The sequence below is a fragment of the Meiothermus rufus DSM 22234 genome (genome assembly GCF_000423425.1).
Taxonomy (GTDB): Bacteria; Deinococcota; Deinococci; order Deinococcales; family Thermaceae; genus Meiothermus; species Meiothermus rufus.
Genome location: NZ_AUHY01000023.1, coordinates 1 through 20,952, shown reverse-complemented (window position 1 = coordinate 20,952; position 20,952 = coordinate 1). Strand labels below are relative to the sequence as shown.

Below are 20,952 nucleotides of genomic sequence, written 5' to 3'. Positions count from 1 at the left end.
GGTTTCTGGAGTAGAATCATGCGGTGCCTGGAACGCTGGAAAAAGCTTTGCTGCTCGAGGTCAGCAACCCCCTTGCAGCCCGCATTTTGGCCAACCCTGAGGTGGCGCTCTTCCTCAAGCCCTTTATGCGGGGCCCGACCACCGTAAAAGCCGCTGCCCAGGAGTTCAAGCTGCCCCTTCAGGCCATGCACTACCGCGTTTTACAGATGCTGCGGGCCGGACTGCTGGAGGTGGTGGGGGTGAAGCCTCGGCAGGGCCGGGCCATCAAGCACTACCAGGCTACCGCGCTTGCTTTTCAGGTTCCCCTGGGCTTAATTCCGCATAACCTGCTGGAAAGTTTGACCGACCACGTCTCTTGGAAGTCGCAGCTCGAGCGGGGTCTTGCGCGGGCCCTGGGGGGAAGGGGTTTTCAGGGCCAGATGGTGGTGTACCTGAGCAAGGATGGTCTGTTGACCTGGGGCTCGAGCCTGTACGACTGGGAAGAGGGGGCCGTGCTACTGGCTCCCGAGCATCCTGCGGTGCTCAACCTTTGGATCGGCGGGCTGGCCTTGAGCCGGGCCGATGCAAAGGCTTTGCAACGGGAGCTATGGGAACTCTATGAGCGCTACGCTCACCGCGGCGGTGCGGAAAAGTACGTGTTACACCTGGGCCTTGCCCCAGCCCCCTAGCCGTGGGCATAGAGCCGGGCCTCGAGCTGCTTTTTGACCTGAGGCCACTCCTCGTCAATGATGGCGTAAACCGCGGTGTCGCGGATGATGCCGTTGGGGTAGATCTGATCTTTGCGCAGGATGCCCTCGAGGGTGGCCCCGAGCTTCTCGATGGCTCTGCGGCTGCGTTGGTTGCGGGCATCGGCCCGAAACTGCACCCGGATGGCTTTCAGGGTCTCGAAGGCATGACGAAGCAGCAGGTACTTGCTCTCGGGGTTGGCATACCCCCCCTGGAAGGGGGTGAAAATCCAGGTGGTGGTCTCTACCGAACGATAGGCCGGATTAACCCGTACGTAGCCGGTGCGTCCGGCCATCTGGCCGCTGGCCTTGTCGAGGATGGCCCAGTTCACCCGGTCTGGAGCCATAAGCAAGGAGCGGATGTAGGCCTCCATAGCCTCGAGGGTGGCCTTCTGGGGGGCGTTGCTCAGGTACTGCACCATCTGGGGGTCGAAGTGCTCGAGCAAGGCAGGGGCATGTTCTAGGCCCAGGGGTACTAACCGGACATACCGGCCTTCCAGGGGGATGCTCTGGTGCCACATATAACCCAAAGCTATCACCCGTCTGCTCTAAACTGGGAGTAGATGATTCGCGTGGGTATTCTGACCATCTCCGACCAGGGGGCTCGAGGCGAGGTCGAAGACCGCACCTACGCGGTTCTGCGAGAAGCCTTAGCCCTGGGCCCTTATGAGGTTGCCCGCTACGAGATTATCCCCGACGAGCCAGCCCAGATCAAACGTGTGCTACGCCTTTGGACCGACCGCGATGGCTTAGATCTCATCCTTACCAACGGGAGTATCCGCCTAAGCAGCCGTGACCACGTGCCTGAGGCCACCCGGGAGATGCTAGACAAAGAGGCTCCAGGCATTGCCGAGCTAATCCGGATGGAAAGTTACAAGAAAAACCCCCTGGCTGTGCTTTCCCGGGGGGTGGCGGGGTTGCGGGGCAGAACCCTGATCATCAACCTTCCGGGGGGGCCCCAGGGTTGCCGCGACGCCCTCGAGGTCATCTTACCCCTGATTCCTGCCGCAGTGCAGCGCATTACCGGTCGCCCGGTGGCCCAGCTTGTCCAGGACTACTCCTTTGATTGAGGGGAAAACCTAGAGGGATTAGGGCATGGACGATCGAAAGCTAAACCCTCTCCGCCTGCTCATCGCCCTGGGTATTGGGGCCTACTTTATTTTCCTGGTCTTGCGGCCCGGGCAGCCAGGGGCCCCCACAACCACCCAAACCCAATCTGCCCACCCTATGCCTACCGCCTGTGCTGCCCAGATAGAACAGGTGGGCCTAACCAGCTACGAGCTGCGCCTGCGCATCAAAGGCAGTGCGGAACGCATCATCATCTACACGGACCAGGGCAACCTGACCGTCAATACCACAGAGGCCGGTAGCGCTGGCGAGTACCGCATTCGCACCCCTGCCCCGGCCACCGCAGTACAGCTCGACGACTGCCCGGCGCTGAATCTGAGATAAAGACCAACCCCCGGCCGGATGCGACCAGGGGTTGGGGCTTGGTGGGCGATCCGGGACTCGAACCCGGGACCTCACGCTTATCAGGAGTAAAAGCTACATTACCCGCCGTAACCAACAATCAACGCAAAACCCGATAAATACGGGCTTTTTGCCAGGTGGCCGTAACCACCTGTAACCGCCTGTTGGGGGTAGTTTTTGGGGGTAATGGGGGTACGAAATGGGGGTACGGCAATACACAAAAAGTGTGGTAAAGTGAGGGTGCCTCATGGCGCGGCCCATGCCGCGCCCGCGACGAGGCTAAGCGGCTCTGCCGCGAATACGTGGCGCGGACAACCCGGAAACTTACCCCGAGTCGGGGGGGTTCCGGGTTTTTTTGCATTGGAGGCCAAATGCAAAGGTTAGCGCTGTCCGTTGAAGAGGTTGCTCAGGCACTAGGAACCCACAAGAACACCGTGTACCGCGCGATTTGGCGTGGGGAGCTTCGCGCTACGAAGGTCGGCAAGCGGCTCGTTATCCCTCGAGCCGAACTCGAGCGCGTTTTAGGCCACAAGTTGGAAAACCCCGCCGAGCAGGGCGGGGAGCGTTAGGGGTGTGCATTGCACCCTTATTGCACCCAACCTTGGGGCTAGCTTGAACCCCTCTTCCGCTCCCTCGAGGCCGCCACACGGCAGGCCGTCGAGCAGTACTTCCCGGTCTTACGTTCACGCATGAAAGCCTTGCCACAATGGTTGCAAGTCGCCCTGTGACCTTCATACCTTGATAACTCGAGCAACGCCCGGTGGTAGCTGCCCATGTAGCCTGTCAAGTTTAGAATTTTGCCGGGGTCTTTACCTATGCGAGGTGCAGGACTGACAGGCCCAGGAACAACAAGCCCCCGTAATCCTTCAAGCTGTAAGTATTCGCGCACCAGTCTCTCGCTTATGTTTTGGCGGGGAGCTTGAAAGCGCCGATGGCTCTTTGGGTCTACCCCCTCGTGAAGGTGCAATAACTCAACGACCGCATAGAGGGGCCAAAAAGAATCGATCACAAATTCGTTTGAGGGGTTTGCTAAGAGCTTTAGATATTTCTCCCAGTCACCCGCCGCTGGTGGTAAAAAACCGTGTAGGGACTCGAGAAACCCCCAGACCGGTTCTCCCACCCCAGACGATAGGACTTCCCTCCAAAAGCGCACCGTCACCGTTGCATTGACCCACCCAAAGAGGGAATCTTGAATGTGCGTGTGCGCACCTAAGCCTTTCCACCGTGCAAACATACGCCCTACCCCAGGGTGTAGCTCCAGCAATCCGAGCCTTGGGGCAAGCTCGAGCACTTTCTCTTTGAAGTGGGCTAGGTCGTCCTTTGCTTTGAGAGACTTTTGGAGAGCCCGCCAAAGCCAATAAAAGCCTTCCAACACGGGGACGGGGGGAGGGCCGTCCCACTCAATGAATACACCTGCGATTGCGCTAGGCACCGCTGTGATGGTTAAGCGGGGATATTCCCAATATGTGGGTGGGGGTGGAAGTGCAACAGGGCGCTTCACCGTTGCGTAATTTTTGGTGAGCTCCCACGATTCGAACACCAAAAAGGAGTGTGCGTCTGGTTTGTAATCAGGGTCAGGCCCTAATGCAAACCTCTTTGCCTCGAGGTCGTCGGGGCGAGACATGGTATAAGCCCTCAAAAGTTCTTCCAGGTATGGTCTATACAGCCCCACGAAATTAACCACACTCCAGGTGCGACCGGGGTCAAGAGGCAGAAGCTCTTGTGCTGAGTCTGCCCACTTTACAGGGGGCCTCAAAGCAAGGGGTGTAACGCTAACTGTTACGCTAAATGACTCTGGCACAACCTCATTCTACAACCTAGGGTATGGCTGTATGGAACGAAAAGAACTGCTCACGGTAGAAGGAATCAGGAAAGAGTACGGAATAGGGCGCGAGACTGCCTACCGCTTGATGAAGCGGCTTCCCCACATCAAGGTGGGACAGGTCATGATGATGCGCCGTTCTGACCTCGAGGCGTATCTGGCCGAAGCCGCTCGTTGGCGCCGGGATATTCGGGCGGACGACCTCGAGGCCGGTAAAAACCCCGCCGGGGAGGGCGGGGTTCGGTAAGGAGGTGTACTGTGCTTATCCCGGAGAGCATTTTACACGAACTGCGCGCGATTCGCCGCACCATCGCGGGCGTAATGATCCAGTACGGTCACTGCCCCCGCTGCGGCCGGCCCCTGCCCGCCGAGCTCGAGCGCTACAACCTCGAGCGCGACGATGGGCCTGCGGTGTACTGCCCCTGCTGCGGCCACGAGGAGGCCCGGCGTGACTAACCTCGAGGCCGCCCTCCACTTCGCCGCGATGGGCTACCCCGTGTTGCCCATAGCGCCCGAATCCAAAAGACCTATCGCCTACCTCGCCCCGCGCGGGCTCCATACCGCTAGCCTGAACCCTCACGTCATCTCGGCCTGGTATCGGCTCGAGCCTTCGGCTAATGTCGCCATCGTTCCGCCCGTAGGGGTCGTGGCCCTCGACTTTGACGAGGTGGGCGAGTTTTCCCGCTTCCTGCGCCGCTGGCCCGTCCTGGAGAAAGCCCCTCACTCAAGAACACCGCGTGGTGGAGCGCACGTGTACCTTCGGGTTCCCGAAGGCGCTGCGCTGCGTAACCACAGTGGTAGGGCGCTTCCGGGTTTCGAGATAAAGTCCAGCAAAAATTATTTGCTCGAGTACCCTTCCCGCACCGAACGTGGCTCTTACCAATGGATCGTGCCTTTGCGCGCTCCGTCGGATTTGCCGGAGATGCCTAGAGACCTGCTCGCCGCGCTGCAAGTGCCGGTGCTGGGTGCAGCTACCGGCACTCCAAGCCGGGAAGCACTAATGGACGCGCTGCGCCTTGAGGCCCTCCGGGTACGCTCGGCTGCCGTTGGCAACCGGCACAACCAGCTTGTACGCTCGGCTGCCCGCGTGGGGGGATTGGTGGCTCAGGGACTCGACCGGGAGCACTGCTATAACACCCTGCTTCGGGCGGCTTTGAGCGTGGGTTTGCCGGAAGACGAGGCCGCTTCCGCTATTCTTTGGGGTCTCGAGCGCGGCAAAGATACCCCGGCATTGGTGCGGGAACTCCCACCCCGCCTTCGTCTTTGGATAAACCGTCGTGAACGCTTGGGGGTGCGGCGTGAATGCTGATTTTCGATACCTTATCGACTCGCTAACCCTCGAGGACTGGGCCACCAAATCCTCGGAACTTTTCCAACTAATAGTTAGTAGCGGACTCAACGCGGTTGAGACCGACAGCGTGTTGAAAGCCGTCGCTAATAGGCTCAAAACCCCGATTGCCGCCGTGCGTAAGGATTTTCAGGTCTATTTAGGAGAATCGCCAAACCTCGACCAGAACGCCGCCGGGGAAGCGGTGCAGTTAGCGCTGGAAGCGGGTTTAGAGCTTTGGCACACTCCCGAAGGTGACGGATGGGCTTCAGTCACCGTTGGTGGGGTGCTTCATCACCTCTCCATCCGGCACAAAGACTTTCGCACGTGGCTATCCGGCATCTATTTCGAGAGAAACAACAAGCCTTTGTACGCACAAGCGTTGCAGGACGCGCTAGCCGCGCTGGAAGCCCGAGCGCGGTTCCAAGGACCCGAGCATCCGGTGTATCTCCGGTTGGCACTCCACGAAAGGCGTGTCTATTACGACCTGTCCCGGCCCGACCGCCAGGTGGTCGAGATTACCCCTTCGGGCTGGCGGGTGATTCACTCGGACGAGTGCCCGGTGCGCTTTCGCCGGACTCCGCACCAACTCCCCCTACCGCTGCCTGAGCGGGGCGGGAACCTCGAGGACTTCTTGAAACTGTTGCCCCTGCGGGAACGCCGGGACCGCGTGATTTTGTTGGGCTGGCTCATCGGCACGCTCAACCCACATGGCGGCTATCCCGTTCTCGTGTTTCTGGGGGCGAAGGGTGCGGGGAAGAGTTTTGCGGCTAAACTGCTAAAGAACCTGGTTGACCCCGCCAAGGCACCACTCCGTTCAGAACCGCGCGATGAGACCGACCTGATGGTGGCGGCTAGCGCGGGTCACGTTTTGGCGTTGGACAACCTAAGCGGGGTGAGCGCCAAACTCTCCGACTCGTTGTGCCGGTTATCCACCGGCGCAGGCTTGAGCAAAAGAGCGCTGTACACCGACTCGGACGAGCACGTCTTGGAGGCTACCCGACCCGTTTTGATCACCGGTATTAGCCTGGGGTTGCTCCGGGACGACCTGGCAGACCGAGCGCTGACCCTGAACCTCGAGCGCATCGAGGACACCGAGCGCAAACCCGAACGGGAGCTTTTGGCTGAGTTTGAACACATTCGCGCTAAGACCCTGGGGGTCTTGCTGGACGCAGCAGTCACGGCGCTAGCCAACCTGGAAACTACCTCCAGGGAGCTGCCCCAACTCCCCCGGCTGGCAGACTGGGCCATCTGGGCCGAAGCCGCTGCGCCGGTGTTGGGGCTCAGGCACGGGGAGGTCGTGGAGGCAACCTTTGCCGTTCAAGCTGGACTTGAGCAGGATTTGTTGGACAATGACCCGGTAGCGCGTGCCATCCTCGAACTCACCCTTACCTTCAGCGAGGGAGAGCGCCGGGAGTACACCACCTCCGAGCTTCTCAAGGAGCTTGAGACCGCCGCAGGATTATCGGACAGCAACCGCAAACCCGAGGGGTGGCCTAGAACGGCAGCTGGTTTGGGTAAGCATTTACCCCGACTTCAGACCGCGCTTCGGGGCGTGGGGGTGGCGGTCAGGGGAACCCGTGACCCCCGAACCAAGAACCTGCGGTGGTCGGTTTGTTTAGAAAATAGGGGGGAACAACCACCGCATCCACCGCAACCACCGCAAACAGCGTCCAGCACGACAGAAAATACTGCGGTGGTTGAGCGGTGGGTTTCAGCCCAACCACCGCAACCACCGCTAAAACCCCCCACCTCGACGGTGGTTGCGGTGGATGACTCTTGGGGTTCACAACAACCACCGCAAACAGAAACACCGTCCAGCACGGGTTCTGCGGTGGATGCGGTGGTTGCGGTGGTTGAGTACCCTCAAATTCTAAAAACAAACGACGCCACTAAACCGCAAGGGTTGTTCGCCGGGTTGGATGACCCGATTCGTGAGGCAGAGGATGATGCAGACTACTTCTAACCCGGCAGGTTTACTCGAGACCTTGGCGCAGCGTAAGGCTACACTGGAGCGCCACGGCAACACCTTGCGGGTTAGTCCTAAGGGTGTAGCTTTGGGGCTCGAGGACGCCATACGCCACCACAAACCCGCCCTGCTCGCGCTGCTGGCCCGTAGCGGCGGGACGCTCACCCCCGAGGAACTGCGCCTGTGCTCTGGACTCACCAAAGACTATGGCCTGCAACCCCTACTGCTGGCCCTGGACGCCCACCTGCCCATAAATGGAATAGGCGAACAAGCGCCGCAAACACCGCGAGCGTACACCCTCGTCACCGAGCCCCACCAGCTGGAGGGCCTGCTACCCCGCCTGATGGCCGCGCCGGTGCTGGGGCTCGACCTCGAGACCAGCGGACTGGACCCCCACCAGGACCGGCCCCGGCTGCTGAGCCTGAGCACGGAGCGGGGTGCCTACCTGCTCGACATGCTTGCCCTACCCCGCGCCCTCGAGGCCCTGCGGCCCCTCTTCGAGGCCACTACCGGCCCGGTTCTGGTGGGCCATAACCTCAAGTTCGACCTCGCCTTTCTCCTCAAAGCCGGGCTGTGGCCCGAGGGCCGGCGGCTCTGGTGCACCGGCCTGGCCCACCAAGTCATTCACGCCCAGGCCCGCATGCCCGCCCTGGCCGACCTGGCACCGGGCCTGGATAAGCGTCTGCAAACCTCCGACTGGTCCGGCCCCCTCAGCGAGGCCCAGCTGGCCTACGCCGCCAAAGACGCGCAGGTGCTCCTGCCCCTCTACCACCAGCAGCAGGAGGAATCCCGGCGGCTAGGGCTCGTGCGGGTCCTGGAGATTGAGTCCCGCGCCCTGCCTGCCGTGGCCTGGATGGGGCTCATGGGCGTGCCCTTCGATCCCGAGCGCTGGCTAACGGCAGCCCGGGAGGCCGAGCTTAGCGCCCAGGAAGCCCTGAAGCGGCTCGATTGGCGTACCAACTGGGACAGCCCCAGGCAGGTGCTCGAGGCCCTGCGCCGGGCGGGGCTCGAGCTCAGCGATACCCGGGAAGAGACTCTATCTCGCTACCGCACTCACCCCGCCGTGGCGGCCCTGCTCGCCTACCGGGAGCACCGCAAGCGGGTGGGCACCTACGGCCCGGCCTGGCTCGAGAACCTGCACCCCCTCACCGGCCGCATCCACCCCTCCTGGCAGCAGATTGGGGCCGAGTCGGGAAGAATGTCCTGCTCCAGGCCCAACCTCCAGCAGGTGCCGCGTGAGCCGGCCTACCGCGCCTGCTTCCGCGCCCCTATCGGTAGATTGCTCGTCAAAGCCGACTATTCGCAGATTGAGCTACGGCTGGCCGCGCAAATCGCCGGGGAGAAGCGCATGCTCGAGGCCTTCGAGCAGGGTGAGGACTTGCACACCCTCACCGCCCGGCTCATCACCGGCAAGGCCGAGCCCAGCCGTGGGGACAGGCAGTTAGCCAAGGCGCTAAACTTCGGCCTGCTCTACGGCATGGGGTCCGAGGGGCTGCGCACCTACGCCCGCGCGAACTACGGCCTGGAGCTCTCCCCCCAGGAGGCCGAGGCCCTGCGTGAGGCTTTCTTCAGGGCCTACCCCGGCCTACGGGCCTGGCACCGCCGCCAACCCGAGGGCGAGACCGAGGTACGCACCCTCACCGGACGCCGCCGGGTAACTTCCCGGCACACCGAGAGACTCAACACGCCGGTCCAGGGGTCGGGCGCGGACGGGCTGAAGTTGGCCCTGGCACTGTTGTGGGAACGCCGGGAGCGTTTGCAGGGTGCCTTCCCGGTGCTGGCGGTGCATGACGAAATCGTGCTCGAGGCCCCCCGGGACGTGGTAGAGGGGGTAGCGCTCGAACTCGTGTGCTGTATGAAGGAAGCCATGCAGGAAGTTTTGAACGGCCGGGTACCGGTAGAGGTGGAAGCCGGGGTTTATGAAGACTGGGGGGTCACTAGCTGGAGACAATATGCCAAAGAAACCTGAGACAATCGAGACTGATGCCCTCTGGGAGGCCCTCTTCGACCGGCTGCCCCAACTGGTGGCCCGGCTGCTGCTCGAGGAGATAGGCCACCCCCTGCTAACCTTGGAGAGAAATATATGAGAAAACCGAGAATGGGTAAAAGGCCTAGATACGGCAAAGGGGAAGTTCTCAGATCGATTGAGGACTGCGGCGGAATCGTGAGCACCGTGGCTGAGCGCCTTGGGGCTAGCTGGAGCACTGCTCGGGCGCTTATCCAGCGCTGGCCTGAAACCCAAGCCGCATTTGAGGCCGAGCGAGAGGGCCTCCTGGACGCTGCCGAAAGCCTCATCCACCGCGCTATCCATGAGGGGGACGTCCAGTCGGCGAAATGGCTGCTGTCCCGCTTGGGCCGCCATCGCGGCTACGGCGACCACGTGGAGGTGTCTGGCCGGCAGGCGATGGAGATTGTTCTCCGCTGGCCGGACGAGGAGGCCGGGCTGAAGGCCCTGGAGGTGGAGGTAGGGGATGGCGAGTAGGAAACGCCCCCGTGGGGCAGGCACCAAGCCCACCAAGCGGGGCAGCCGTTGGACGATGCAGGTAACCCTAGGCCGCCGTCCTGACGGGAAGCTGGACCGCCGCCGGGTGTTCAGGCTGACCCCCAAACAACGCGGGGAAGCGCTGCTCAAGGGGCTCGAGGTTTTAGGGTTGCTGAAGGGGGTGCAGGATGGGCAAGAGGCGAACCGCTAACCTGCAAGGCAACGTCCGGCAACGCCCTAACGGGCTGTGGGAATGCCGCTTTTACGTAACCGAGCCGGACGGCGTTCACCGCCGCCGGGTGTCGGTGTACGGCCCGACGCAGAAGGAGGCATTGCAAAAAGCCCACGAGTACCAGGTGCAGCACAGCCGGGGGCTGGTAGCGCGTCCTGACCGCCGACGCTTCGGGGATTTCGCTAAAGAGGTGCTGGAGCGGCATACTCGGGGCAAGGCCGCCAACACGAGGCGCAACTACGCAAGAGAACTGGCCCTGGCCCTGGAGCACCTAGGCGACATCCCGCTGCAACGGCTCACCCCCCACGATCTGCGCCGGATGCTGGATCGGGTGAGCGAGGCGTACAGCCTCAGAACCACAGCTAAGGTGCTGGAGCGCGTCCGGCTGGTGCTGCGGGAGGCCCTGGCCCTCGAACTGATCCACCGTGACCCGAGCACTGCGGTGCGGCTACCCCGAGCGTCGGAGCGGGAGAAGGCCGCTCAGCACCTCGAGCCCTCCCAAGTAAGGGTTTTGCTGGAATACGCCGATGCGTCCCAAAGCCCGCTCATGGCCCTGTTGTTGCGGGTGCTGGTGCAACTCGGTTTGCGCAAGGGCGAGGCGCTGGGGCTGCAATGGCGGGATGTGGACTTCGTAGGGGCCACGCTGAAGGTCGAGCGACAGTACACCCTGCAAGGGAGCAAGGCTGCCCTAGGCCCCTTGAAGACCCGCGCGGCCAGGCGGCTGGTTCCGATTCCGGCTGACCTGCTGGCCCGGCTGAAGGCCCGCTATGACGGCTTGCTAGCCGAGGGGTATACCCCTCGAGGGCTGCAAGGGGCGTTCGTGTTCGGCCTGGACAGGCCCTTAGACATCAACGCACCCAACCACTACCTACGCCGCCTGGTCGAGCGTATCCGGCTGGAGCACCCCGACTTTCCCCAGGTGCGCATCCACGATTTGCGGCACACCGCCGCTAGCCTGCTGCTGGCCCGAGGGGTGGATGTGAGCCTGGTGTCGGAGCGGTTGGGGCACGGCAACGTCAACGTGACCCTCTCGATATACCGTCACCTGCTGAGCGAGGAGCGGCAACAGGGGGTGTTGCCTCTGGAAGACCTGCTGGATGGCCCCCGCCACCGAGCCTAGCTCGAGGCCCAATGGGGGTAAAACTCGGGGGTACAAGCGAAAACCGGAGCCTAAGCGACTCCGGTTTTTTGCGTCCTGGTGCTGGTGGGCGATCCCGGACTCGAACCGGGGACCTCACGCTTATCAGGCGTGTGCTCTAACCAGCTGAGCTAACCGCCCCCGCATCAGCGCATACGAGTATAGCTGGGGGTTTGCTTTAGGTCAAGCCGTAGATGTTGACGATTTGGCCTAGGGTCGCTAGACTTGACTGTGCACCTGCGGCCTAGGCCCAGGTTGGACAGTTCCGAGGCGTAGCGCAGCCTGGTAGCGCACACCTTTGGGGTGGGTGTGGTCGGAGGTTCAAATCCTCTCGCCTCGACCAGCAACCCCGCTCGAGTTCTCTCGAGCGGGGCTTCGGTTTTTTCAGCGTAGTCCTTCCAGCCAGCCTTTGAACTGGGCGATCTCCCGGCTTTGCAACTCGATGACCCCCTGGCAAAAGCGCCTAAGCTCGCTTCTAGCGGCTTTCTGCAGGCAAAGCCGCGACATGTCTACCGCATCTTGGTGATGGGGAATCATCCCTTCCAAAAAGGCCCGATCAACCGGCATGGCATGTCCCGGCATAACCTGCATTCCCTTCATAGAAGCCTCCATCATGGGTTGCATGTCGGCACGCATCATCTGCATGTAGCGCTGGCTGGGAGAGATGCCGTACCAGGCTTTGAGCCAGCCCTCGAGCTGGGCTATTTCCTTTTTCTGCACCGTCACGATTTCCTGTGCAGCCTTGCGAATGCGGGCATCTTTGCTCGTTTTCAGGATGGCTTGGGCCATCTCCACCGCGCCTTTGTGGTGTTCAATCATCATGGACATATAGGCGATGTCGAAGTTTCGCCCCGAGAGCTTCTGTAGCTCGCCCATGGACTGCATGGCCATGCTGTTGTGCCCGGCGTGGCTGGGCTGGGCCAGGGCACTGCCAAGGTAAAAAACGGCGCTCAAGGCAAGGGTCATCAGGTGTTTGTACATAGGTTCCTCCTCATACTTAGCGGGCTTTCTCAGGAATCCCCAAAGCCAGAGGGGGCCTCGAGGGCTGTAGGTTGGTGAAAATGGGCTTAAACCTGCGCAGCCCTAAGGCATTGGAAAGAACGAAAAGTGAGGAAAGCCCCATGGCTGCTCCGGCCAGCATGGGCGAGAGCAACCAGCCGGTGAAAGGGTACAGAGCCCCAGCTGCCACCGGAATCAGAAGCGTGTTGTAGGCAAAGGCCCAGAAGAGGTTGAGCTTGATGTTTCTGAGGGTGGCCCTCGAGAGGGCGATGGCATTGGGCACGCCCCGTAGGTTGCCCGACATCAGGATCACGTCGGCGGTCTCGATGGCCACGTCGGTGCCGGTGCCGATGGCTAGACCTGCGTCGGCCTGGGCCAAAGCCGGGGCGTCGTTGATACCGTCGCCCACGAAGGCCACCTTATACCCCTTGCCCTGGAGCTTTCTCACCGCTTCGGCTTTGTCTTCGGGCAAGACCTCGGCCAGCACCTCGTCGATGCCCAGTGGATGGGCGATGGAGCGTGCGGTGCGGGCATTGTCACCGGTGACCATGGCTATCTGAAGCCCTAAGCGATGCAGGGTGGCAATAACCTGAGGGGCTTCCGCTTTAATGGGGTCGGAGACCGCCAGGATAGCTGAGAGCTGCCCGTTGATGGCGGCATAGAGGGGGGTTTGGCCCTGGTCGGCCAGCCGGGCAGCCTCGGCGGCGAAGGGGCTCACGTCGACGCCTAGCCGCGCCATGTATCGATCCGCTCCCACCCCTACCCGGTAGATGCCCACCTGAGCGCTCACCCCGAGGCCGGGGAGGGCCTCAAAACCCAGCGGTTCCACCAACTCCAGCCCTCTGGCTTGCGCCGCTTTCACGATGGCTCGAGCGATGGGGTGCTCGGACTTCTGCTCGAGGGAGGCCACCAGACGCAGTACCTCAGCCTGGTCAAAGCCCTCGAGCACCCGCAGGGTGGTGAGCTCGGGCTGGCCTTGGGTGAGGGTGCCGGTCTTGTCGAAGGCCACCACCCGGGCTTCGGCCAGCCGCTGCAAGGCCTCGCTTTTGCGAAACAGCACGCCCAGTTCGGCGGCTTTGCCGCTGGCCACCATCAGGCTGGTGGGGGTGGCCAGGCCCATGGCGCAGGGGCAGGCGATGATGAGCACCGCCACCGTGTTGACCAGAGCGAAGGTCAAGGCGTTTTCCCCCCCTAGAAGGAGCCAGGCCAGGGCGGTGAGTAGGGCGATGCCCAGTACAATAGGAGTAAATACCGCCACCACCTGGTCAGCTAGGTTCTGGATGGGGGCTTTGGAGGCCTGGGCCTTCTCGACCAGGCGGATGATCTGGGCCAGCACGGTGCCTTCGCCTACGGCGGTGGCCCGGAAAGTGAAGGATCCGCTCTGGTTGAGGGTTCCGCCCACCACCTTGGCGCCTTCGTTTTTGAGAACGGGAATCGGTTCGCCGCTGATCATCGACTCGTCCACGTAGCTCTCGCCGGCCACCACTACCCCGTCCACTGCGATTTTCTCGCCAGGGCGAACGATGAGGAGATCGCCTACCTGCACCTCGTCTATCGGCACTTCCCGCTCGGTCTGCCCCACCCGGAGCACCCGGGCAGTGCGGGGTTGCAATCCCAGCAGCCTGCGCATGGCCTGGCTGGCCCGGCCCTTGGCGATGGCCTCGAGGTACTTGCCCAGGAGCACCAGGGTTATGACCACCGCCGCTGCCTCGAAGTAGACATGCCGGGCTGAAGGGGGATATAGCTGAGGGAATAGCACCACGCCCAGGCTGTAAAAATAGGCCGCGCTGGTGCCCATCATCACCAGGCTGTTCATGTCGGGGGAGCGTGCGCGCAAAGCCTTCCAGCCGTGGCGGTAGAAGCGCAATCCAGGCCCAAACTGCACCGGGGTAGCCAACGCCAGCATGACCCAGTGCCACACCTCCGCTGGGGCCAGTGAAAGCAAAAACATGTGTGCCGGCATCCACAGCATAGGCAGCATGGCCAGTAGAAAGAGGGGTACCGAGAAGTAGTAGGCTACCCGAAAGGCCTGCCGCAAGGCGGCCAGCTCTTGCTGGCGGGCCTGGTGCTCCAGGTCGGCAGGGGCCTTGCCTGGGGTGGTTTCCCGTACCCCATAGCCCGCTTCCCGCAGTGCCTGCTTGAACTCTGCCAGCCCGGCTGAGGCGGGCAGGTAGCGCACCCAGGCTCGCTCGGTAGCGAGGTTGACGCGGGCCTCGAGCACCCCGGGTACCTTCCGCAAGGCCCGCTCGACCCGCGTTGCGCAGGCCGCGCAGGTCATGCCGGTAATGCCTAGTTCAGCCTCGGCCACCACGGGCTGGTAACCTGCCGCCGCGATCTGGGCCACCAGGGCGCCGAGGTCGGTTTTGGCGGGGTCGTAGGCCACATGGGCCCGTTCGGTGGCCAGGTTGACCTGTACCGCTTCCACTCCCGCTACCTTTTTCAGGCTTCCCTCCACACGGCGCACGCAGGCCGCGCAGGTCATGCCTTGAACGCCTATGGTCAGCTCTTTCATGGGCCTAGCGGTACTTCAGCACTTCCATCAGCTCGTCGACCATGACCTGGGCATCGCCGCGCTGGGCGGCGCTGGCTACGTGGTGCTCGAGGTGGCTTTTGAGCACCATCTCGCCCACCCGGTCCAGTACCCCCTGCACGGCCTTGATCTGCTTGAGCACATCCACGCAGTAGGGCTCGCCTTCCAGCATCTTGAGGATGCCCTCGAGGTGCCCCTTGGCCGAGAGCAGGCGATTGCGGGCCTCCTGCCGCACCTTAGGCTCGAGGTGCAGGGCATGGGGGTGAGGCACTTCAGACCTCCCGGGCGGTGTAGCCTTCCTCCTGCACCGCCGCAATGAGTTGCTCCAGAGGGGCCTGGCCGACCACTATCGCCCGCCCTTCCGACAGGGAGACCTCTACTTCCTCCACGCCCCGGATCCTTTTCAGGGCTTCCGTTACGTGGCGCACGCAGTTGTTGCAGCTCATGCCTTCAATCTTGAGTTGAACGCTTCTGTTTCCCATAGGTTCAGTATACCCACCCCTCCTGGGGTGGAGTAGGGCTGTGGATTACAATGGCCAACCTCTTGCCTTTAGCGCTTCAAGTAGCGGTCGAAAAAAGCCACCGAGCGCTGCATGGCCAGGGTGAAGCTTTGGCGCAGGTTGTGGTCGTTGCCGGGGTAAGTGTATAGCTCGAAGGGCCGCCCGGCCTGGTCTAGGGCCTGGGCTAGGCGCTGGGAAAAGGCTACCGGTACCACGGTATCGGCCAAGCCATGGTGGAGCTGGATGGGCCCTACCCGCTCCAAGTAGTTATGGGGCGTGAGGGCCTGCCAGAACTGGGGGTTGGTTTGGGGCGAGCCGTAGCGGGCTAAGAACATCTCCCGCCGCCTGAGGGCCCCGGGCGGAGCCTGGCTTCCAGGCCCACGCCGCCAGCGGTACAGCAGGTCCTCGTAGGTGCCCACCACCCCGGCCCAGATTACCCCGACCCGGATGCGCGGCTCGACCACCATGGCCCGCAAGGTCAGGAAACCCCCCATGGAGTGGCCCCACAGGCCGATTCGCTCAGGGTTGGCCTGGGGAAAGCGGGCTAGCGAGGCAAAGGCGTTGAGGGTGTCGACAGTGTAGTCGGGGGACCAGTAGGCCCCGCTGGGGCTACCTTCGGAGTTGCCGTGCCCGCGCAGATCGATTTTGAAGACGATATAGCCCGCCCGGGCCAGGCTATCCACGTAGGCCTCGTAGCGCTCGGTGGTACGGTACTGGGCTGGGGGGATGTAGCCGTGGAGGAATACGATGGCTGGCCAGCCTGCTTTGGGGCGGTTTCCGTTAGGGATGGTCAGCAGTCCATAAATTTTTAGCCCCTCCGAGCGGTAGGAAGCGATGTAGCGGCGGTAGGTCGCTCCAGGGGCCAGGGTTTGTTCGATGGTAATAGTGCTGCCCGGGTAGTGTCCCTGGCGCAGGGCCTCGATGGACAAAGGGTGTTGGGCTTGGGCCAGCCCCAACAGCGTCAATAAAACTCCTAGCCCGCGGGGAAGCTGTCGCATCCCCCTTAGGTTACGTTCGCTTGGTTAGGCGGAGGTGATACGGGGGCGTCGGATGGTCTCGATGTGGGCGCCGTTGTGCAGTACCGCGGTGAACAGTTCCCATAGCTCTAGAGCCAGCTCCGGCTCGGTGGTGAGCTGGGTGAAGCGGAAATAGGCTGCGTCGCCTGAAGGCAGCACGAAGGTAGGGGTGCCGAATACCCCCAGCTGGGCGGCGGCCTCGAGGTCGCGCGCAAGCTCGAGGCGGCGGCTTTCCTCCTCCTCAAAATCGGCCATAAAGCGCTCCAAATCCAACCCAGCCCGGCCCACCGCCTCCACCAGGGCTTCCTCGTCCAGCTCGCGGCCATCCTGATGGCGCAGGCGAAATAGCTCCAAGGCGAAGCGCAGGTGGGCTGCCTGGCCCTGCTGCCGCGCAGCGTGCGAGCCTAGGAAGGCCCGCAGACTCCTGGGGCCTTCCAGAGGCTGTTGGGCCAGGTGCCAGGACGGGGCCTGGGGGGGCAGGCCGGCTTTGTCGGGGTGGTGGGCCTGCTCCAGGCTGTAGTGGCGTAGCTTTAGGGTTAGCCCAAGCTGGGGAGCCACCACATGGGCCAGCTCGAGGCCCCGCCAGGCAAAGGGGCACAGGTAGTCTAGGTACACCGTCACGCTCTGCACGGCTAGTCTCCCAGATACTCGTAGGTGTAGGGACCCTCCAGGCCGAGCATGAGATCCAGGTTCTGCACCGCGGCCCCTGAAGCCCCCTTGCCTAGGTTGTCAAAACGGGCTACCAGTAGGGCCTGTTCCTGTTGGGGGTTCTCGAAGACGAAGAGCTCGAGCAGGTTGGTTCCGTTGAGGGCCTGGGGATCTAGCACCGGGTGGTGCTGGGCATAGGTTTCCAGGGGCATGACCCGCACGAAGCGTTGGCCCTGATAGCGCTGGGCCAGCACCTCGTGCAGCTCAGCCCCGTGAACCTTCTTCGGTAGGGCCCACAGGTGCACCGGGATGAAGTCCAGCATGCCCTGGCGGAAGCGGGCTACTGCCGGGGTGAAGATGGGCGGGCGTTCTAGCCGGGAGTAGAGCGTCATCTCGGGCAGGTGCTTATGGGTTAGCTCGAGGCCATAGGCCCGGTAGGCCCCGGCTAGGCGGTGGGTTCCCTGCCCTTCCATGGCCTCGATGAGCGGCCGCCCGCCGCCAGAGTAGCCGGAGATGGCGCTAACCGAAGCGGCAAAGCTGCTGGGCAATAGGCCCGCGTCCACCAAGGGCCGCAGCAGGGCAATCACTCCGGTGGGGTAGCAGCCGGGGTTGGCCACAAAGCGGGCCTGGCGGATTCGCTCGGGTTGCTCTGGGCCAAGCTCGGGGAAACCATAGACCCAGCCCTCGGCCACTCGGTGGGCCGAGCTAGCGTCCAGGATGCGGGTTTGGGGATTCTCCAAGAGGCTTAAGGTGGCCTTGGCTGCCTCATCGGGTAGGCAGAGGATGGCCACGTCGGCCTCGTTGATCAGGCGCTTGCGCTCGGCCTCGTCCTTGCGCTTGGCGGGGTCGATGGAGAGGAGCTGTAGATCGTTTCGCCCTTGCAGCCGCCCCCGGATTTGCAGGCCGGTGGTTCCAGCCTCACCGTCGATGAAAATCTTGGGCTTGCGCATGGATTACCAGGACAGCACCCGGGGTGTGTCGGGAAAGGCCAAGGGGGTTACCGGCTTGGTGGGATCGTGGTCTACGTGGGATAGGCAACGATCTCCCGTGGGTTGGCGGTAGATTTCAACCCGGTAAGCCTCGAGATGTACGATCCAGACCTCAGGGATGCCTGTCTTCGCGTAGACAATGAGCTTTTTGCGATCGTCCTCGAGGGTGCTCACCGCTATCTCAGTAACCAGGTATACGTCCTCCCCTTTGGGGTGTTCGTGGCGATAGTCAGCCACGCGGATCAGGGCCAGATCAGGCTGAGGCATGGAGTGTTGCCCCAGATGGAGGGGATTCTGCGTGCTAACCAAGGCCCTGCCCCGGAAATACTCGTGGAGCACTGCCTGAAACTTGCGTACCAGGGTGGCGTGAAGCGGTTCAATAGCCGGCATCTCGTAGACAACTCCCTCGATAAGTTCATAGCGTTTGTCCGGCGGCAAGTTCAGGCGGTAAAAGTCTTCCACCGTCAATCTGTAGCGACGGGATGGGCTTTGAGGTTCAAGTACCGCCATAGTCTTTAGTTTACTCCCGCTAACCTAGTAGATGGTATAGTAGCGCCTTTTGGGCATGCAGCCGGTTTTCCGCCTGGTCGAAGACCCTGGACTTTTTGTGCAAGGTGGCCTCCTCCACCACCTCCTCGCCGTAGTGGGCGGGCAGGCAGTGTAAGAAGATACCGTCAGGGTCGATTAGGTCGAGCATCTCGGGGTTAACCTGGAAACCCGCGAAGTCTTTGATTTTGCGCCGTTGGCTGGCCTCCTGTTCCTGGCCCATGCTCACCCACACGTCGGTGTAGAGCACCTGGGCGTCCTTGGCCGCGGCGCGGGGGTCGTGGGTGAGGGTGACCTCGGCCCCCAGCTTGAGGGCCTCCATGTAGATGACCGCGTTGGGTTCGTAGCCCCGGGGGGTAGCGATGGTGAGCTTAGCCCCGGAAAGCACCGCACACTGGATGTGGGCGTTGGCCATGTTGTTGCCATCGCCAATGTAGGCCACCTTGAGACCCCGGGTCTGAGGGAAGTGCTCCTCGATGGTCTGGTAGTCGGCCAGAAGCTGCACCGGGTGCAACAGGTCGGAAAGGCCGTTGATGACCGGTTTGGAGGAGTAGCGGGCCAGCTCCTCCAGGGTGGAATGCAGGTAGACCCGGGCCATGATGGCGTCCACCCAGCGCTCGAGGTTCAGGGCGATATCCCGCACCGGTTCGCGGGTGCCTAGCCCGATCTCGGCGTTGGTCAGGTTGACGGCATGCCCGCCGAGCTGGTTCATGGCCACCTCGAAGGTGGTACGGGTGCGCAGGGAGGGTTTCTCGAAGATCATGGCCAGGGTCTGGCCCTCGAGGGGGCGCAACCCCTTGTAGGCCCCTTTCTTCATAGCATGGGCGGTATCCAGCACCACCCGGTACTCCTGGGGCGAAAGGTCGAGGTTGGAAAGGAAGTCGCGTCCTTTTAGGCTGGGCAGGGGGGGGATGATCTCCGACACGGGTTTGACCTCCTGTATAAAAACACAGGTTAGGGGCTTGATTATACAGCCTGGGCTTTACAATAGGGTCTCCAGGGCCACCTCGACCATCTGGTTGAAGCTTTCCTGCCGTTCTAGGGGGGTGCTGCGCTGCCCCTTGACCAGTTGGTCGCTGATGGTCAGGATGCACAAAGCCCGCACGCCGAACTTGGCGGCCAGGGTGTAAAGCCCGGCGGCTTCCATCTCCACCGCTAGCACACCGAACTGCGCCCAGCGCTCGAGGCTAGTGGGCTCGTCGTTGTAGAAGAAGTCCGAGGAAAGCACGTTGCCCACGTGCACTGGCAGGCCCCGGGCCCGGGCCTGGTCGTAGGCCCGACGCATCAGCTCAAAGTTAGCAATGGGGGCAAAGGTCTGCCCCAAAAAGCGGGTGTGGTTGATACCCGAGTCGGTGCTAGCGGCCTGAGCGATGACCAGGTCGCGTAGTTCCAGGTGGGGCTGGATGGCCCCGGCGGTACCCACCCGGATAAGGGTCTTGCAGCCGTAGAAATGGATTAGTTCGTGAATGTAGATGCTGGCCGAGGGAATGCCCATGCCGGTTCCCTGCACGCTGACCCGCTTGCCCTTGTAGCTTCCAGTATAGCCGAACATGTTGCGTACTTGGTTGTATAGCACAGGGTTCTCTAGGTAGGTTTCGGCGATGTGCTTGGCCCGCAGGGGGTCTCCGGGGAGCAGAACCGCTTCGGCGATGGCCCCGGGCGGGGCGGAGATATGAGGCGTCATGCCCGTACTTTACCGTGGAAAAGCTGAACCAGCACCATTGTGTGCCTTCAACGCTCGGACTGGCGTAGGATGGCCAGTTCGAACTGGGTGGGATTTTGCGCGTGTAGGCGGGCGGTTTGGTAGTCTATCAGGCCTCGCTGGTATAGCTCGAGCAGGTTTTGGTCGAAGCTTTGGTAGCCCTCGAGACTCTCCTCACGCAGAACCTCGCGCAAACGGTCGGTCTGGCTGGGTTGTTTGAGGGCCTCACGTAGACGTGGGGTGAGGGTAATCACCTCCATCACCGCTACCCGCTCTTGGTGAAGGGTAGGTACCAAGCGTTGGTGGAGAGATACCATCAAGGGGTGTGGAAATACGCTGAGGGCGGTGTATCCTTCCTCCTGGCAAAAAAGTGAGGGCTTGAAGCCCGAGGGAGGAGGCACACCGCCATGGGGAAGCGTACCAAAGTGGCTGCTTCGCCGATAGGCGAACACCTTGAGGCCCGTTCGTCATCTCCCACCTGGGAGACGTTGCGGGATTGGCTGAGGGGGAAGATCCGGGAGTTGATGCAGGGGCTGCTGGAGGAGGAAGTGACGGAATTTCTGGGCCGTGCCCGGTATGAGAGGCGGGCGGCCGTCGATGCGTGCGGTTACCGCAACGGCTACGGCAAGCCGCGGAAGCTGACTACCTCCATGGGCACCATCGAGGTGCGGCGGCCCCGGGTCCGGGGGGTGGAGGAGCGGTTCGAGAGCCGGATTCTCCCCCTTTTTGTGCGGCGCACGCAGGAGGTGTCAGCGCTTTTGCCGGAGCTATACCTGCATGGGCTGGCGGAAGGGGATTTTGACCTGGCCCTGCGGGGTCTTTTGGGGGAGGAGGCGCCTGTTTCGGCCTCCACCGTG

General features: G+C 62.4%; 26 protein-coding genes and 2 tRNA genes. 15 read left to right on the top strand and 13 right to left on the bottom strand.

All coding sequences use genetic code 11. The features are described from left to right. Nucleotides 1–23: 23 nt before the first annotated feature. A complete protein-coding gene (locus G552_RS0105775) occupies nucleotides 24–668 on the top strand; it encodes a winged helix-turn-helix domain-containing protein (RefSeq protein ID WP_051195695.1) in 645 nt (214 codons plus the stop codon). Here G552_RS0105775 and G552_RS0105770 read toward each other — a convergent pair. After that, nucleotides 665–1,246 carry a GNAT family N-acetyltransferase gene (locus G552_RS0105770; RefSeq protein WP_027882173.1) on the bottom strand — a complete coding sequence of 194 codons (582 nt, stop codon included), beginning with the start codon at nucleotides 1,244–1,246 and terminating at the stop codon, nucleotides 665–667. The genes G552_RS0105775 and G552_RS0105770 overlap by 4 nt on opposite strands. A gap of 42 nt (nucleotides 1,247–1,288) precedes the next feature. Here G552_RS0105770 and G552_RS0105765 point away from each other — a divergent pair, with 42 nt between their 5' ends. From G552_RS0105765 to G552_RS0105710, 12 genes are all read left to right on the top strand, one after another. Next, nucleotides 1,289–1,795, top strand: coding sequence for a MogA/MoaB family molybdenum cofactor biosynthesis protein (locus tag G552_RS0105765; protein ID WP_027882172.1), 507 nt, complete (start codon nucleotides 1,289–1,291; stop codon nucleotides 1,793–1,795). 25 nt (nucleotides 1,796–1,820) lie between these two features. Beyond that, nucleotides 1,821–2,177 (top strand): hypothetical protein, encoded by a 357-nt coding sequence (locus G552_RS0105760; protein ID WP_027882171.1) that lies wholly within the window; start codon nucleotides 1,821–1,823, stop codon nucleotides 2,175–2,177. A 389-nt stretch (nucleotides 2,178–2,566) separates the two neighbouring features. Continuing rightward, complete coding sequence (locus G552_RS14840; protein ID WP_051195694.1) at nucleotides 2,567–2,764, top strand: helix-turn-helix domain-containing protein; 198 nt, start codon at nucleotides 2,567–2,569, stop codon at nucleotides 2,762–2,764. Between the two features lie 1,263 nt (nucleotides 2,765–4,027). Further along, complete coding sequence (locus tag G552_RS0105750) at nucleotides 4,028–4,264, top strand: helix-turn-helix domain-containing protein (protein WP_027882169.1); 237 nt, start codon at nucleotides 4,028–4,030, stop codon at nucleotides 4,262–4,264. 11 nt (nucleotides 4,265–4,275) lie between these two features. Beyond that, entirely contained in the window at nucleotides 4,276–4,473 is a 198-nt protein-coding gene (locus G552_RS16230; RefSeq protein WP_027882168.1) for a hypothetical protein, read from the top strand. Further along, nucleotides 4,466–5,326, top strand: coding sequence for a bifunctional DNA primase/polymerase (locus tag G552_RS0105740; RefSeq protein WP_027882167.1), 861 nt, complete (start codon nucleotides 4,466–4,468; stop codon nucleotides 5,324–5,326). The genes G552_RS16230 and G552_RS0105740 overlap by 8 nt, the downstream gene beginning before the upstream one ends. Next, the gene (locus G552_RS0105735; RefSeq protein ID WP_245575129.1) at nucleotides 5,316–7,310 is read left to right on the top strand and encodes a DNA primase; all 1,995 of its coding nucleotides are present in this window, start codon (nucleotides 5,316–5,318) and stop codon (nucleotides 7,308–7,310) included. The genes G552_RS0105740 and G552_RS0105735 overlap by 11 nt, the downstream gene beginning before the upstream one ends. Continuing rightward, nucleotides 7,294–9,282, top strand: coding sequence for a bifunctional 3'-5' exonuclease/DNA polymerase (locus G552_RS14835; RefSeq protein ID WP_036270342.1), 1,989 nt, complete (start codon nucleotides 7,294–7,296; stop codon nucleotides 9,280–9,282). The genes G552_RS0105735 and G552_RS14835 overlap by 17 nt, the downstream gene beginning before the upstream one ends. Then, nucleotides 9,266–9,400 (top strand): hypothetical protein, encoded by a 135-nt coding sequence (locus G552_RS16935; RefSeq protein WP_281167336.1) that lies wholly within the window; start codon nucleotides 9,266–9,268, stop codon nucleotides 9,398–9,400. Before G552_RS14835 ends, G552_RS16935 begins: the two co-directional genes overlap by 17 nt. A 77-nt stretch (nucleotides 9,401–9,477) precedes the next feature. Then, entirely contained in the window at nucleotides 9,478–9,795 is a 318-nt protein-coding gene (locus G552_RS14830; RefSeq protein ID WP_156890680.1) for a hypothetical protein, read from the top strand. Beyond that, nucleotides 9,785–10,006 (top strand): hypothetical protein, encoded by a 222-nt coding sequence (locus tag G552_RS16225; protein WP_156890679.1) that lies wholly within the window; start codon nucleotides 9,785–9,787, stop codon nucleotides 10,004–10,006. Before G552_RS14830 ends, G552_RS16225 begins: the two co-directional genes overlap by 11 nt. Beyond that, nucleotides 9,984–11,147 (top strand): tyrosine-type recombinase/integrase, encoded by a 1,164-nt coding sequence (locus tag G552_RS0105710; RefSeq protein WP_027882165.1) that lies wholly within the window; start codon nucleotides 9,984–9,986, stop codon nucleotides 11,145–11,147. The genes G552_RS16225 and G552_RS0105710 overlap by 23 nt, the downstream gene beginning before the upstream one ends. A gap of 82 nt (nucleotides 11,148–11,229) precedes the next feature. On the opposite strand, the gene G552_RS0105705 is transcribed toward G552_RS0105710, so the two are convergent. Beyond that, nucleotides 11,230–11,306, bottom strand: a tRNA-Ile gene (locus G552_RS0105705). Between the two features lie 125 nt (nucleotides 11,307–11,431). On the opposite strand from G552_RS0105705, the gene G552_RS0105700 reads away from it, so the two are divergent. Then, a tRNA-Pro gene (locus G552_RS0105700) sits at nucleotides 11,432–11,508 on the top strand. A 41-nt stretch (nucleotides 11,509–11,549) separates the two neighbouring features. Here G552_RS0105700 and G552_RS0105695 read toward each other — a convergent pair. The 11 genes from G552_RS0105695 to G552_RS14820 all read right to left on the bottom strand — a co-directional run bounded on the left by G552_RS0105695 (nucleotide 11,550) and on the right by G552_RS14820 (nucleotide 20,391). Then, entirely contained in the window at nucleotides 11,550–12,146 is a 597-nt protein-coding gene (locus G552_RS0105695; protein WP_245575128.1) for a DUF305 domain-containing protein, read from the bottom strand. 16 nt (nucleotides 12,147–12,162) lie between these two features. After that, nucleotides 12,163–14,676: a heavy metal translocating P-type ATPase gene (locus G552_RS14825; RefSeq protein ID WP_084640381.1), complete on the bottom strand. Its 2,514-nt coding sequence runs from the start codon at nucleotides 14,674–14,676 to the stop codon at nucleotides 12,163–12,165. A gap of 4 nt (nucleotides 14,677–14,680) precedes the next feature. Then, nucleotides 14,681–14,965 (bottom strand): metal-sensitive transcriptional regulator, encoded by a 285-nt coding sequence (locus G552_RS0105685; RefSeq protein WP_027882163.1) that lies wholly within the window; start codon nucleotides 14,963–14,965, stop codon nucleotides 14,681–14,683. A 1-nt stretch (nucleotide 14,966) separates the two neighbouring features. Beyond that, nucleotides 14,967–15,176, bottom strand: a complete 210-nt coding sequence (locus G552_RS0105680; RefSeq protein WP_027882162.1) for a CopZ family metallochaperone — start codon at nucleotides 15,174–15,176, stop codon at nucleotides 14,967–14,969. Nucleotides 15,177–15,244: 68 nt separating this feature from the next. Further along, complete coding sequence (locus G552_RS0105675; RefSeq protein WP_027882161.1) at nucleotides 15,245–16,192, bottom strand: alpha/beta hydrolase family protein; 948 nt, start codon at nucleotides 16,190–16,192, stop codon at nucleotides 15,245–15,247. Between the two features lie 24 nt (nucleotides 16,193–16,216). Further along, nucleotides 16,217–16,840, bottom strand: a complete 624-nt coding sequence (locus G552_RS0105670; RefSeq protein ID WP_027882160.1) for a DsbA family oxidoreductase — start codon at nucleotides 16,838–16,840, stop codon at nucleotides 16,217–16,219. A gap of 2 nt (nucleotides 16,841–16,842) precedes the next feature. Next, nucleotides 16,843–17,808 (bottom strand): N-acetyl-gamma-glutamyl-phosphate reductase, encoded by a 966-nt coding sequence (gene argC, locus G552_RS0105665; RefSeq protein WP_027882159.1) that lies wholly within the window; start codon nucleotides 17,806–17,808, stop codon nucleotides 16,843–16,845. 3 nt (nucleotides 17,809–17,811) lie between these two features. Further along, complete coding sequence (locus G552_RS0105660) at nucleotides 17,812–18,357, bottom strand: Uma2 family endonuclease (protein ID WP_027882158.1); 546 nt, start codon at nucleotides 18,355–18,357, stop codon at nucleotides 17,812–17,814. Between the two features lie 19 nt (nucleotides 18,358–18,376). Continuing rightward, nucleotides 18,377–19,318, bottom strand: a complete 942-nt coding sequence (gene argF / locus G552_RS0105655; RefSeq protein ID WP_027882157.1) for an ornithine carbamoyltransferase — start codon at nucleotides 19,316–19,318, stop codon at nucleotides 18,377–18,379. A 57-nt stretch (nucleotides 19,319–19,375) separates the two neighbouring features. Then, complete coding sequence (gene deoD, locus G552_RS0105650; protein WP_027882156.1) at nucleotides 19,376–20,077, bottom strand: purine-nucleoside phosphorylase; 702 nt, start codon at nucleotides 20,075–20,077, stop codon at nucleotides 19,376–19,378. A gap of 47 nt (nucleotides 20,078–20,124) precedes the next feature. Further along, nucleotides 20,125–20,391: a hypothetical protein gene (locus G552_RS14820; RefSeq protein ID WP_156890678.1), complete on the bottom strand. Its 267-nt coding sequence runs from the start codon at nucleotides 20,389–20,391 to the stop codon at nucleotides 20,125–20,127. A gap of 111 nt (nucleotides 20,392–20,502) precedes the next feature. Here G552_RS14820 and G552_RS14815 point away from each other — a divergent pair. Further along, nucleotides 20,503–20,952 (top strand): transposase (locus G552_RS14815; RefSeq protein ID WP_211224808.1); only part of this gene is annotated, 450 nt, incomplete at its 3' end.

Excerpts from the sequence above, each read along its gene's own strand:
- argC (WP_027882159.1), bottom strand. The coding sequence starts at position 17,808 with ATGCGCAAGCCCAAGATTTTCATCGACGGTGAGGCTGGAACCACCGGC.
- G552_RS14840 (WP_051195694.1), top strand. The coding sequence starts at position 2,567 with ATGCAAAGGTTAGCGCTGTCCGTTGAAGAGGTTGCTCAGGCACTAGGA.
- G552_RS14835 (WP_036270342.1), top strand. The coding sequence starts at position 7,294 with ATGCAGACTACTTCTAACCCGGCAGGTTTACTCGAGACCTTGGCGCAG.
- G552_RS16225 (WP_156890679.1), top strand. The coding sequence starts at position 9,785 with ATGGCGAGTAGGAAACGCCCCCGTGGGGCAGGCACCAAGCCCACCAAG.
- G552_RS0105770 (WP_027882173.1), bottom strand. The coding sequence starts at position 1,246 with ATGTGGCACCAGAGCATCCCCCTGGAAGGCCGGTATGTCCGGTTAGTA.
- G552_RS0105680 (WP_027882162.1), bottom strand. The coding sequence starts at position 15,176 with ATGGGAAACAGAAGCGTTCAACTCAAGATTGAAGGCATGAGCTGCAAC.
- G552_RS14825 (WP_084640381.1), bottom strand. The coding sequence starts at position 14,676 with ATGAAAGAGCTGACCATAGGCGTTCAAGGCATGACCTGCGCGGCCTGC.
- G552_RS0105695 (WP_245575128.1), bottom strand. The coding sequence starts at position 12,146 with ATGTACAAACACCTGATGACCCTTGCCTTGAGCGCCGTTTTTTACCTT.
- G552_RS0105760 (WP_027882171.1), top strand. The coding sequence starts at position 1,821 with ATGGACGATCGAAAGCTAAACCCTCTCCGCCTGCTCATCGCCCTGGGT.
- G552_RS0105765 (WP_027882172.1), top strand. The coding sequence starts at position 1,289 with ATGATTCGCGTGGGTATTCTGACCATCTCCGACCAGGGGGCTCGAGGC.
- G552_RS16935 (WP_281167336.1), top strand. The coding sequence starts at position 9,266 with ATGCCAAAGAAACCTGAGACAATCGAGACTGATGCCCTCTGGGAGGCC.
- G552_RS0105710 (WP_027882165.1), top strand. The coding sequence starts at position 9,984 with ATGGGCAAGAGGCGAACCGCTAACCTGCAAGGCAACGTCCGGCAACGC.
- G552_RS0105660 (WP_027882158.1), bottom strand. The coding sequence starts at position 18,357 with ATGGCGGTACTTGAACCTCAAAGCCCATCCCGTCGCTACAGATTGACG.
- deoD (WP_027882156.1), bottom strand. The coding sequence starts at position 20,077 with ATGACGCCTCATATCTCCGCCCCGCCCGGGGCCATCGCCGAAGCGGTT.
- G552_RS0105675 (WP_027882161.1), bottom strand. The coding sequence starts at position 16,192 with ATGCGACAGCTTCCCCGCGGGCTAGGAGTTTTATTGACGCTGTTGGGG.
- G552_RS0105750 (WP_027882169.1), top strand. The coding sequence starts at position 4,028 with ATGGAACGAAAAGAACTGCTCACGGTAGAAGGAATCAGGAAAGAGTAC.